The organism is Bradyrhizobium sp. LTSP849 (assembly GCF_000938255.1).
Taxonomy (GTDB): domain Bacteria; phylum Pseudomonadota; class Alphaproteobacteria; order Rhizobiales; family Xanthobacteraceae; genus Bradyrhizobium.
This window is the reverse complement of record NZ_JYMR01000039.1, coordinates 1-12272: the sequence shown is the minus strand read 5'-3', so window position 1 is coordinate 12272 and position 12272 is coordinate 1. Positions and strand designations below refer to the sequence as shown.

The 12272-nt window shown below is 63.8% G+C and carries 11 protein-coding genes; 5 read left to right on the top strand and 6 right to left on the bottom strand.

Annotated features, from left to right (window positions below; all coding sequences use genetic code 11):
- Nucleotides 1-221 precede the first annotated feature (221 nt).
- Both UB31_RS23570 and UB31_RS39945 read left to right on the top strand, forming a co-directional pair.
- Entirely contained in the window at nt 222-2228 is a 2007-nt protein-coding gene (locus UB31_RS23570) for a putative bifunctional diguanylate cyclase/phosphodiesterase (RefSeq protein ID WP_245306053.1), read from the top strand.
- Between the two features lie 79 nt (nt 2229-2307).
- Nucleotides 2308-3030 (top strand): RDD family protein, encoded by a 723-nt coding sequence (locus UB31_RS39945; protein WP_050044820.1) that lies wholly within the window; start codon nt 2308-2310, stop codon nt 3028-3030.
- Between the two features lie 146 nt (nt 3031-3176).
- Here the strand turns inward: UB31_RS39945 and UB31_RS23560 are convergent, their stop codons facing one another.
- From UB31_RS23560 to UB31_RS23545, 4 genes are all read right to left on the bottom strand, one after another.
- A complete protein-coding gene (locus UB31_RS23560) occupies nt 3177-4130 on the bottom strand; it encodes an alpha/beta hydrolase (RefSeq protein WP_045012609.1) in 954 nt (317 codons plus the stop codon).
- A gap of 86 nt (nt 4131-4216) precedes the next feature.
- Nucleotides 4217-5455: an acyltransferase family protein gene (locus tag UB31_RS23555; RefSeq protein WP_045012608.1), complete on the bottom strand. Its 1239-nt coding sequence runs from the start codon at nt 5453-5455 to the stop codon at nt 4217-4219.
- 264 nt (nt 5456-5719) lie between these two features.
- Nucleotides 5720-6880, bottom strand: coding sequence for an acyl-CoA dehydrogenase family protein (locus tag UB31_RS23550; RefSeq protein ID WP_045012607.1), 1161 nt, complete (start codon nt 6878-6880; stop codon nt 5720-5722).
- 206 nt (nt 6881-7086) lie between these two features.
- Nucleotides 7087-7536, bottom strand: coding sequence for a GNAT family N-acetyltransferase (locus UB31_RS23545; RefSeq protein ID WP_045012606.1), 450 nt, complete (start codon nt 7534-7536; stop codon nt 7087-7089).
- A 98-nt stretch (nt 7537-7634) separates the two neighbouring features.
- Between UB31_RS23545 and UB31_RS23540 the strand changes: the two genes are divergently transcribed.
- Nucleotides 7635-9275 carry an amidase family protein gene (locus UB31_RS23540; RefSeq protein WP_045012605.1) on the top strand — a complete coding sequence of 547 codons (1641 nt, stop codon included), beginning with the start codon at nt 7635-7637 and terminating at the stop codon, nt 9273-9275.
- A gap of 18 nt (nt 9276-9293) precedes the next feature.
- On the opposite strand, the gene UB31_RS23535 is transcribed toward UB31_RS23540, so the two are convergent.
- The gene (locus tag UB31_RS23535) at nt 9294-9545 is read right to left on the bottom strand and encodes a hypothetical protein (RefSeq protein ID WP_245306049.1); all 252 of its coding nucleotides are present in this window, start codon (nt 9543-9545) and stop codon (nt 9294-9296) included.
- Between the two features lie 125 nt (nt 9546-9670).
- Nucleotides 9671-9859: a hypothetical protein gene (locus UB31_RS23530; protein ID WP_045012604.1), complete on the bottom strand. Its 189-nt coding sequence runs from the start codon at nt 9857-9859 to the stop codon at nt 9671-9673.
- Between the two features lie 431 nt (nt 9860-10290).
- On the opposite strand from UB31_RS23530, the gene UB31_RS23525 reads away from it, so the two are divergent.
- Together UB31_RS23525 and UB31_RS23520 are read left to right on the top strand one after the other, a co-directional pair.
- Nucleotides 10291-10980 carry an aspartate/glutamate racemase family protein gene (locus tag UB31_RS23525; protein WP_045012603.1) on the top strand — a complete coding sequence of 230 codons (690 nt, stop codon included), beginning with the start codon at nt 10291-10293 and terminating at the stop codon, nt 10978-10980.
- 146 nt (nt 10981-11126) lie between these two features.
- Entirely contained in the window at nt 11127-12140 is a 1014-nt protein-coding gene (locus UB31_RS23520; protein ID WP_050044708.1) for an IS5 family transposase, read from the top strand.
- Nucleotides 12141-12272: the final 132 nt, after the last annotated feature.

Genomic DNA, 12272 nt, shown 5'->3' with positions numbered 1-12272 from the left:
AGACACTTGCCTCAAGAGTTGCAGCCGCTGGGCGCGACTGGACATGTGAGTTGAGTTTGGGGTCTCGAAAACCGAAAAAGCGAAAGCACACCGCGCTCGCCCGGGCCGGCCAACGGCTGTGCAAGCCGCGTTTCGCGCGCGCGCCTCGTCCGCCCGTCGAACGCGAAGCGGCCATCACCGAAGCGCACAAATCGCATGATCGCCTGCGTCAGGCCGTCGACATGCTGCCGCAGGGCATCGTGATCCTCGACCCCGAGGGCCGCTACGTTCTCTGGAACAAGCAATATTCGGAGATCTACAGCAAGACCGCCGATCTGTTCGCGGAAGGCGCGCGGCTGGAAGATACGCTGCGCATCGGCGTCGCCCGTGGCGACTATCCGGAGGCCGCCGGCCACGAGGACGAGTGGATCGCCGAGCGGCTGAAGAAGCTCCACCAGCCCGGCAAGCGCCACGAGCAGACGCTGTCGGACGGCCGCGTCATCCTGATCGAGGAACGCCGGACCGACGATGGCGGCATCGTCGGCCTGCGCGTCGACATCACCGAATTGAAGCAGCGCGAGGCCTCGTTCCGCCTGCTGTTCGACGGCAATCCCGTGCCCATGATCGTCTGTGCGCTGGATGACGAGTGCATCCTCGGTGTCAACGATGCCGCGGTCGCGCATTACGGCTATAGCCGCACCGAGTTCGAGAAGCTGAAGATCCGCTCGTTGCAGGCCTTCGACAGCGAGCCGCCCTGGACCACCGATCGGTCCAGCGAGGAGCAGGCCGCGCGCACCTGGAAGCACGTCAAGGCCGACGGCGCGCTGATCGATCTTGCGATCTATTCGCGCGAATTGACCTATGCCGAGCGGCCCGCGGTGCTGCTCGCGCTGATGGACATCACCGAGCGCAAGCGCGCCGAGGCGCGGCTCGCCTTCATGGCCCAGCATGACGGGCTGACCGGCCTGCCGAATCGCAATTTGCTGCGCCAGCAGGTGGACGAGATGCTGCTGCACTCGCGCCGTGCTGCCGACAAGGTCGCGGTGCTGATGCTGGGGCTCGACAATTTCAAGGCGGTCAACGACACGCTGGGACATGCGGTCGGCGACAAGCTCTTGCGCGGCGTCGCCAAGCGCTTGCGCTCGACGCTCCGCGAGGACGACGCGCTGGCGCGGCTCAATTCGGACGAGTTCGCGATCGCGCAAGGCGGGCTGACGCGTCCCGAGGATGCGGTGATGCTGGCCAAGCGGCTGCTGGAAGCCATCGCCGATCCCTATCTGCTCGACGGCCATTCCGTGGTGATCGGCGCCTCCATCGGCATCGCGATGGCGCCCGGCGACGGCGATGATTCCGAGAAGCTGCTCAAGAGCGCCGACATGGCGCTGTCGCGCGCCAAGCTGGATGCGCGCGGCACCTTCGCGTTCTTCGAGGCCGCGCTCGACGCCAAAGCGCAGAGCCGCCGCAAGATCGAGGTCGAGCTGCGCGACGCCATCCAGAGCGACGTGCTGCGGCCGTATTATCAGCCGCTGGTCGACCTTTCGAGCGGGCGCATCACCGGCTTCGAGGCGCTGGTGCGCTGGCCGCATCCGGAGCGCGGCATGGTCTCGCCGGCCGAGTTCATTCCGGTCGCCGAGGACACCGGCCTGATCAATCCGCTCGGTGGGCTGATGCTGCGCCGCGCCTGTCTCGATGCCGCGACCTGGCCGGACGACGTCCGCGTCGCCGTCAATCTGTCGCCGCTCCAGTTCCGCAGCGGCAATCTGCTCTCGGTGGTGACGGACGCGCTGAAGCATTCCGGCCTGCCGCCGCGGCGGCTCGAGCTCGAGATCACCGAGACGCTGCTGCTGGAGAAGAGCGCCCAGGTGCTGGCGACGCTGCATGCGCTGCGTGCACTCGGCGTGCGCATCTCGATGGACGATTTCGGCACCGGCTATTCCAGCCTCAGCTATCTGCGCAGCTTCCCGTTCGACAAGATCAAGATCGACCAGTCCTTCGTGCGTGATTTGGGTGCCAACCGCGAATCGCAGGCGATCATCCGCTCCATCGTCAGCCTCGGCAAAGGCCTCGGCGTCATCATCACCGCCGAGGGCGTCGAGACCGAAGCCGAGCTGAGCTGCCTCCGCGCCGAAGGCTGCGACGAAGGCCAGGGCTTTCTGTTCAGCAAGGCCCGCCCCAACGTCGAGATCATCAGCCTGCTGGCGGCGCAGCGCGGGATTGATGGGGACGAGGACGCTGCGCTGGTGGCGTGAACGTGCCGTCTGATATGATCGAACCTCGAGCCGCTCGCCGGCGTCTCTTAGTCGGATCGGATCAACGGATGCTGCACCCATGGCCTCTGACGCCCCAACCCTGACGCCCGGGCCGCGCTATGCGCGCTTCTCGCGGCGGCTGAAAGCCATCCTGCTCGACTGGATGCTCGCGATGGTCTTGCTGTTCGGCGCCTTAGCGGTGGCGAGCAACGCGCAAAGCGATGCGCTGGCCCGAACCCTCGGCGTCTCGGTCGTCGTGATCCTGCTGCTCTACGAGCCGATACTGGTCTGGCGCACCGGCGGCACGCTCGGGCATGCCTGGACCAATCTACGCGTCGTCGACGACCGCGGCGGGCATTTGAGCTTTGCAAAGGCGCTCGCCCGCTTCGCCATCAAGAGCCTGCTCGGCTGGTACTCGTTCCTGACCATGGCGGCCACCCGGCGCAACCAGGCGATTCACGATCTCCTGACCCACTCGACCGTGCAGATTCGCGATCCGGCCAAAGCCAATCCGGGGCAATTCATCACGGAGCGGAGCGAGGACGACCCGGCGATGCCCTCGCGGCTGTGGCGAACGCTCGTGACGGTGGTCTATCTCGCGCTCGGCGTCTTGCTCTATTTCGGGGTGCTCGCCGCCCTGCTCCGGGGTGGCATCCTGTCCCGCGCCTGCCTCAATCACGATATTTGCTCCGGCGGCGACCGCATCGTCGATGTCGCCGCCGCCGTGGCATTCCTCCTGATGATCGCCCTGGTCATCGGCATGGGCTGGCGAGGCCGCCTGTTCGGCGCACGCAAGGCGTAGAGTGCGTCCTCCAGCGCAGGCCAAGGCGGTCCTTTCACCTCCCTCGTAGGGAGAGGTCGGAGTTCAAGCGCAGCTTGAATTCCGGGTGAGGGGGACTCTCCGCGAGCCCAGCTGATGCAGCGACTGTCCAGACGGTGTTGATAGTCCTAGGGGAAGTACCGCCGAGCAAACTTCTGGAAGTTTTCCATCAGGAACCGGTTTGCCCGCTTGCTGATGGGAGCGTCGGGTACCACGACCTCAAAAGCGTGATAAGCGCCGTCGAATACCTCGAACTCAACCGGAATATTGGCCCGGCGAAGGTTTTCGACGTAGATTTTCGTTTCATCCCGAAATGGCTCCAGACTGCCGACGTAAGTGATCGTCGGCGGCAATTTCGAATAGTCCGTGCAGCGCGCCGCAGCAGCGTAGGGCGTCACGTTCATCACGCCATCCAGATAACGGGACCAGGCCAGCCTGTTGGCTCCTTCATCCCATATCGGTGCGTCGTTTCCAACGACAGAGGCGCTGTTCTGCCGGTCGTCAATCATCGGATAGAGCGGCATTTGAAAGGCTATTTTTGCATCGCCGGTATCGGTAGCCTTGAGCGAGACGGCCGCCGCAAGCCCTCCGCCCGCGCTAGGTCCCGCCACGATGAATCCGTCGGTTCTTCCGCCGATGGAGGCCGCATTGTCCCTTATCCATAGCAGGGTGTCGTAGCAGTCGTTGAATGCAGCCGGGTACGGCGCTTCGCCGGCCTTTCTATAGTCCGGCGCGACGATGATGCAGGGTTCTGTTTCGATGAAGGCCTTGATGAGTGAGCCGAATTGCTCGGGCACCCCGTGAATATAACCGCCGCCGTGCAAATACAACATCACCGGCAGGGGTCCAACCGCCGCGGTTGGCCGATAGAGTCTCACACGAATGGGTGACCCGTCATTTCTGCTCGGAATATGCTGTTCTCGGCAGACAAGTCCACGGATGTTTCTTCCCCGCAGGATGGCCCCAGTGAAACCGAACATGAGCAGAGCGAACCATCTCGTGTGAAAGAATCTTGCGACCATCCGCCCAGCCGCATATCGGACGCGCAGGTCCTGATCCACCATGTCTCTGGTGACCTTCATCCGATACGTCCTGCCTTGACCTTCGCAACCTCTTCCATCCGAGAGGTATGCAGCAAGTTCAGGAAGCTAGTCCAGCAGGGCACCGGCTATCGCAACGCGGCGGTCGTCTTTGCCGGGACGGGCAGCCGAAGCCCCAGTCCCCGAGAAAACGCCGGACGCTTCGAAGCCGGCAGCCTTTCCGGAAGCTGTCCGAAATAGGCAATGGTCTGCGTCATCGCAGCTCTGATGGCTGGTTCGATCTTCGCACTGATAAACCAGCAGACCAGGACAAGCATGCCCAGCTCGACAAATACGGCCGCGGTGGCATCCAGGCCGGCATCGACCAGGACACGAATGATCTCCGTGCCGATGACGTTGTGGGTGAGATAGAGCGGATAGGTGATCAGCCCGAGCGTTCTCCAATAAGCCGGCGCTTCCCGAGAAACCGTACCCGCAGAGCGCCTGTTTCTGTTCGCGCCATAGGCAATGAGGCCCACCGCCGTCGCCCAGACCGTGATCGGCACCAGGGCTGATTGATCCGAGATGGCGGGGATGCTCGTCAGGAAGAAGGAGGCAAAATAGTAGATTTCCGCGACGCCGGAGAGGCACGTGACGGCGACGGCGACTTGTTCGAGCGTCGTCAATTTTCTGTTGGCGGAAATGAACAGCCAGATCCCAAGCGCAAAGAAGCAGCCATGGTTCAACAGGAATGCTGCGGCGGGCACCCGGAACATCAGGATAATCAGATAGGGCAAGTCGTTGGGCGTCGTGCACGACAGAATCAGCAACGCGACAGCATTGAAGACCGCGCTGTAGATGGTGAGACCAAAGGCCACGTGCCGCAGGGTGATCCTCTTCGTGAGCATCGCGCAAAACACCAGCCCATAAAACGCCGCCTCGGCCGCCAGCGTCCAGTAGACGCCGTCAAGCCAGTCACCGATGACTCCCTTGGGAACGAGCGTCATGGCGTGGATGTAGGGGACAATGAATTGCGATGCTGACCCACTGCCAAACAGAACCAGAACGAGGAGGGTCGCGGTGGCGCAAACCCAGACCGCGGGATAGAGCCTCAGCGCGCGGCCAAGAAGAAACTCAGTCGGCGAAGACTTGCTCGCGGAATTCGCGATGACGAAACCGGAAATCACGAAGAAGATTTCAACACCCACCCAGCCGAACCATGTGAAGGGCGCAGCCGACGGGTACAGGACATCGGCGGCGACGGTGCGCTCGAAACCTGGGACGCCAATAGAGACCCAGGCCCAGGACCAGAACATCTGGTGAAAAATGGCGACGCCGAGGGCAGTCGCGAAGCGCAGCGGATCCAGCAGGGGAAAATGGTTCTTCATGGGAGTGCTTCAAATGTATGAGACGCTCCCGTTGCAGATATTGGATCCCTTCACCGCGCTCTTTGAGGTAGGTCACACTTCTCCGCCATGCTTCAAATGCCCGGATCGTCGTATCTTCGCGCAGTGTGATTTTCCTCACGGTGTCAATGTGGGTTGCCCTTACGCCAAGACCACTCTTCATGAGGCGACGCGGGGCCGCTTCAGCCAAATAGGGCTACGGCCATGACGAATATCTCGCTGACGAGGACCTTTCGCAGCCCGGCTTCAGCCGGACGTGCTGCCCGACAGGATCGCCTTGCCCACGTCCTCATAATGGGTGTCGCGCGCCTGGATCTGCTGGGTGATCGTGTGCATGTCGCGGAACCGCCGTTCGAACGGGTTGCTGCGGAACACGGCGGTCGCGCCGGCCATGTGATAGGCGGTGTCGACCACTTTTGCCGATTGCTGGATGGTCCAGGTCGCGGCGAGGCGAACCGCGCTGCGCTGCGCCGGGCTGAACGCGCCGGTCGAGGAGAGGTCGCGCCACATCGCGCTTGCCGTCGCGTAGAGATAGGCGCGCGCGGCGCGCAAATCCCCCTCGGTGCGGCCGATCAACCCATGGACCGCCTGGTTGTCGCGCATGGCGCTCGCGGCAAGCGACTGATGTTTTGCCCGCGCCAGCGCAATCGCGGCATCGAGCGTGGCGCGTGCCACGCCAAGTGACACAGCGGCGAAGCCAAGACTGTATGTTGAACCAGTGGGGAGCCGGTAGAGCGGGCCCGGCTCGCGCAACGCCGCGGGCACGTCGCGGAACGCCGCAAAGCGATCGGGGATGAAGAGGTCGTGCACCTCGTAGGAATCGGTGCCGGTTCCGGCAAGCCCGATCGCCTGCCACACGTCGTGCATCACAGCGCTCGCAAGCGGGAACAGGATGGTACGCATCTCCGGTGAGCCGTCGGCGTTTTTGCGCGGCGCGCCGTCAGTGCCGATGATGCGGACATGCGCCCCCAGCCAGCTCGCCTGTCGCGAGCCCGAGGCGAAATCCCAGCGCGCCGTAGCGCGATAGCCGCCCTCGACCGCGCGTGCCTCATGCGCGACTGCGCCCCAGGCGAGGATGCCGGGCGCCGTGTTGAAGATCTCGTGCGCGGTGTCGCGGTCGAGGGAGGCTGCGATCATCGCGCAGACGCTGTTTTGGCCGAGACACCAGGCTGTGGAGGCATCGACCTTCGCGATCTCCTCCAGCATCTGCATGAAGGCTTCCGGCGCAGCCTCGGCGCCGCCGAGGCTCTGCGGCAGCAGCGCGCGATAGAGCCCGTTCTCGATCAGCGCGCCCACGACCGCCGGTGTCAGCCGCCGCGTCCGCTCGATCTGATCAGCTTCGCCCGCAATCAGCGGTGCGATGGCCCGTGCCCGCTCGACCAGGTCAACCCCGGGAGTTGCATTCATATCAGCGTTTCCTCGCCCACTCTTGGTGTGAGCGGTAAGTGACGCGATGGTGGTCTATTTGGCGGGGGCGATCAAGATCGCATCCCGGTGCTTGGCAGGCCGCGATCCGAAATCTTGCCATCCCTCGTAGCCCGGATGAGCGAAGCGATATCCGGGACTTTACCGCTCACTGTCCCGGGTATCGCTTCGCTCACCCGGGCTACGGACTACAGCAATCGCTCCATGATGATCGTGCGTTCGTCACCATGGTAACTGTCGCGCACGGCCTCGAACCCGAGCCGCGCGTAGAAAGTTTCAGCGGTGACTGAAGATGGCACGGTCAACGACGGGATGTTCCGCTCGCGCGCGGTGCGCTCGATCTCGGCCATCAGCAGCTTGCCGAGACCTCGGGCCTGAACATCGGGAGCGACGAACACCGTGCGGACGACGCTTCCGTCAAGGCTGGCTGTTCCAACGATGCGGCTGCCGATGGTAGCGACAAAGACGGTGCGTTTTCCGATCAGCTCGCGTACGGCACCCGGACTGAAACTGCGCTCAACCCTCTCGATGATCTCGTCGGTATAGTCCTTGGCATTGGTTTCGCGCAGCGCACGCAGGATGACCGCGCTGATTTGATCAGCGTCATCGTCCAGCGCAGGCCGGATCGTGCATTCCATGGGTCGCTCCACTCGCAAGGCTCGGCAATCAGCTTGTCGCACAACCAGACTTAATGTTACCGTCCGTAGCATATTCGGGGCCGCTCAAGAGGAATACCATGAAGAAGCCGACTCGCCGCGCTGATCGCCCCGCCACGGTTGCCGCCAGCGCCGAGCCGGCGCCCATGCCGACGCTCGCGCACGCGCCGATGAGCGATATCATCGATGCCTTGGCGGCCGGGCGCGTCACCGCTACGGCGCTGACCAAATTCTATCTCGCGCGCATCGAGGCCTACGACCGCCATGGTCCCATGCTCAACGCGGTCCGCGCGCTCAATCCCGACGCGCTCACGATCGCGGGCAAGCTCGACGACACCAGGCCGTCGGTCAAACGGCCATTGGCCGGCGTCCCGATCTTGATCAAGGACAACATCGCGACGTCTGACAGGCAGCCGACCACCGCGGGCTCGCTGGCGCTGGAGGGCGCACGCGCCAGACGTGACGCCACTGTGGTCAAGCTGCTGCGCAACGCCGGCGCGGTGATCCTGGGCAAGGCGAACCTGACGGAGTTCGCCAACATCCTCGCGATGGACATGCCCTCGGGCTATTCATCGCTGGGCGGCCAGGTGAAAAACCCCTATGCGCCGGCGCTGATGGACGATCGCGGCATTCCGGTCGTGTCCCCGGGCGGCTCGAGTTCGGGATCGGCGGTCGCCGTCGCCGCCGGTCTGTGCGCGGCCTCGATCGGCACCGAGACTTCGGGCTCGCTGCTGTTCCCCGCCAGCCAGAACGGCCTCGTCACGGTCAAGCCGACCGTCGGATTGATCAGCCGCGCCGGCATCGTGCCGATCGCGCACAGCCAGGACACCGCGGGGCCGATGACGCGCAATGTGCGCGACGCGGCGCTGCTTCTCAACGTGCTGGCCGCCAAGGACCCGCGCGATCCCGTGACGCTGCGGCAGCGGCGGCCGGCCGATTACACCGCGGGCCTTGCCTCCGACGTGATGAAGGGCGCGCGCATCGGCGTGCCGAGCGATCCGGCCGACCCGCTGAACGATCCCTATTACGGCAAGCTGGCACCCAAATGGACCAAGGTGATGACCGAGGCGATCAAGGTGATGGAGGATCTGGGCGCCGTCGTCGTGCGCGCCAGCATGCCGACGGCCGGCTGGATGGCCGGACCAGGCACGACCATGGCCGTGTTCAACCGCAATCCGCTGAGCCGCAACAAGGGCAATCCGATGATGCAGTCGGTCGTCTTCCTTTACGAGCTGAAGCACGATCTCAATCTCTATTTGAAGGATTGGGCGACCAACACGGAGATCAAGACCATCGCGGACATCGTCGCCTTCAACGAGGCGCACGCGGAGAAGGCGCTGCGTTTCGGCCAGGATCTGTTCCTCGCGGCCAACGCCACCCGCGGCGATCTCAGCGAGCGCGAGTACAAATCGGCGCGCGCCATGGACCTGCTCGCGGCGAAGACGCGCGGCATGGACGCCTACATCAACCAGCACAAGCTCGACGCCGTGCTGTTCCCCGGCAGCATGGGCGCCGCGATCGCCGCCAAGGCGGGCTATCCCAGCGTCATGGTGCCAGGCGGATTCGTCTCGGGAGCCGACGACAAGGACACGCCCGACTATCCGCTCGGCATCACTTTTGCAGGATCCGCCTGGAGCGAGCACAAGCTTCTGCGTCTGGCTTACGCGTTCGAGCAGGCGTCCAACATGCGCAAGCCGCCGCCCGGCTTGCCCGCGCTCTAGAATCGGGTGCTGGCCCGATCAGCAACCCCGACAAATGCCCGAGATCTTGCGGTCGATATTGGCATCCTCCTGATCAAGGAAATCCTGCGATCCCAAGGTTGTTGCCGGCACGTCGGACGCGTGCGGCTGGCGGTGACCGACCGGCGCCGTCCAGGGCCGCGTGGTCGTTTCCTTTCCAGGCAGCGAGGGGTGGAAAGGCTGAGCCGAAGCTGCGCCCATCGCCGATACGATCGCGACCACAACCAGCATCCTCGAGGTGATCATGTGCATCTCCAAATGAATCCCGCGAGACATGCGCGGTTCTGAACATTCAGATTCGCAGCGACGACCTGTTATTCCTCGTCGTCGCGTAGGCGTGATTGAGCCGTGGTCCAGCCTTCCGGAAGAGCGCCTCGTCAGGCCGGCGCTTTCCGGCCGATCAGGCCGAACACGATCATCACGAGGCTGATGCCGCCGACAGCGCCCGAGACCTCTCCGACCGTCCGCATCAAGGCGACAGGATCATTGGACCACAGCGTCATGTCTTGCATGGACAGGAAGAACAGGATTGCAAGCACCAGCAGCACCGTGCCGACCGCAATCAATCGCCAGTTTCGCTTTCGAATGCGAGATGCTCCCCCATATCGCCCGTCGATGGCCGGGGCCGTTGACTCCGCAGGGGATAGTGTCGTCGACGCCTGATCGGGTTCAATCGGAGCGGAGGACGTAGTGGAGTTCGGTGAATTTCGTGCCGTCCATCACCGTCACCCTGAGGTGCTCGCCTCTTCGGCGAGCCTCGAAGGGCGACGGCCCGGCTGTATCTAGGCCGCTCATCCTTCGAGGCTCAGCTTGCAATGCTTCGCATCGCAAGCTTCACACCTCAGGATGACGGGTTGAGAGGGGTTGTTTTCGAGATTCTGATCAGAAGCACTCGGCCAACTCCAGCTGACATCCCGCCGTTCGTCGCGCATCGTGATGGCGAGCTTCGACGTCCTCGTCTACGATGCGGTTGAACTACTTTTCGAAAGACGCCAGGATGCACACCATCGGCCTGATCGGGGGCATGAGCTGGGAGAGCACTGCGCTCTACTACAAGCTCATCAACGAGCGCGTTCGCGATCGCATGGGCAAGCTGCATTCGGCTCCGCTGCTGATGTATTCCTACGACTTTCAAGAGATCAAGGACATGCAGTACGCCGGCCGCTGGGACGAGGCGGCGGCCAGCCTGGCGGAGGTGGCGCGGCGTCTCGAAGGCGCCGGCGCGCGTGCGATCGTGTTGTGCACGAACACGATGCACAAACTGGCGCCCGACATCATGTCGAGGGTGACCATTCCCTTCATCCATATCGGTGACGCAACGGCGGAGCGCATTCGGGCCAACGGATATCGGCGGGTCGGGTTGCTCGGTACCAAGTTCACGATGGAGGAGGATTTCTACATCGATCGGCTGCGCGCGCATGATCTCGATGTCCTGGTTCCTCCCAGCGAGGCGCGCGCCGACGTGAACCGCATCATCTACGATGAACTATGCCTTGGCATCATCGCCGCGCCCTCGCGCCGCCGCTATCAGGACGTGATGGCCGCGCTCGTCGCCAGCGGCGCCGAGTGCATCATCCTCGGCTGCACCGAGATCACGATGCTGGTCGGTGCGGGCGATACGTCAGTCGAGACGTTCGACACGACGGCGATTCACGCCGAAACGGCGGCCGATTTTGCGACCGGATGATGGTGGTCTCGCTGGAGGCCAAAGCGGGGCGGGGTTTGGTCGGAGTGTAGGCCGCGAAGTAGGTATGCTCCCTCTCCCGCTTGCGAGGGCTTTGCACAAATCGCGAATCTGCGATTCACTAGGAGAGATCTGAAGAGGGTCTTGGGATGGCATATCGGCAGGTTGGGCAACCGAGCTTCGCAGATGCGCTGGCGTCGCGGCGTGGGAAAGGCGGTGCGGTGCTGAGGCGGATTTGCGAACTGGTCGATTGGGGGGCTGTGGAGCGCGTGCTGTGCGGCCTTCCGGAACCTGAGCGTGGCGCGCCGGCCTATCCTCGGCTGGTGATGTTCAAGGCTGTGCTGTTGCAGCAATGGTACGGGCTGTCCGATCCGGAACTGGAAGAAGCGCTCGATGACCGGGCCTCTTTCCGCGACTTCTGCGGCTTTGCGCTGGGCGACGAGACGCCCGACCATACGACGATCTGGCGCTTCCGCGAAGCTTTGCAGCAGGCCGGTCTGGACGAGACGCTGTTTGCCGAGATGCTGCGCCAGATCGACGCGCGCGGGCTGGTGCTGCGTCGAGGCACATTGATCGACGCCAGCCTGATCCCGGCGGCGGTGAAGCCGCCGAAGCCGCCAAAGGACCCGCTGCCGCCCGGCCCAGACGGGCGCGCGCCGAGCAAGCTGGTCAACAGCGAGCGCGATGCGGATGCGCGATGGACCAAGAAGGGTGGCAAGCGATACTTCGGCTACAAGGCGCATGTCGGTGTCGACCAGTGCTCGGCGATCATCCGTCGCAGTAAGCTGACCGACGCTGCGGTCAACGATACGGTGCCGGCCGATGAATTGATCAGCGGCGACGAGAAGGCGGTCTACGCCGACCAGGCCTATGACAAGCACGAGCGCCGCGCCGGGCTGGCTGCCCGGGGCATCAAGCCGCGGCTGATGTTCCGGCCCAACAAGCATCATCCCCTGACCGAGCGGAAGAAGCGCTTCAACGACGCCGTGGGACGCCGCCGCGCGCCGGTCGAGCAGGTCTTTGCGCGCCTCAAGGGCGTTTACGGCTGGGCGCGCGCTCGCTATCTGGGCTTGGCACGCAACCATACCCATCTGCGTCTTCTCTGCTTGGCCATGAACCTCAAACGATGGGCGGTGCTGTGTCCCGCGGGAGGTGTGGCGTGACTGCCGTAGCCCAACGCCATCGATCGGCCACGAAAACAAGGCCGTCTGCGTTCGCTCGCCATCCGAGGCCACACAAAAAAATGCCCCACATCGAGCCTCACTCCCGCACGGCCAATTAAGCAAAGCCCTCGC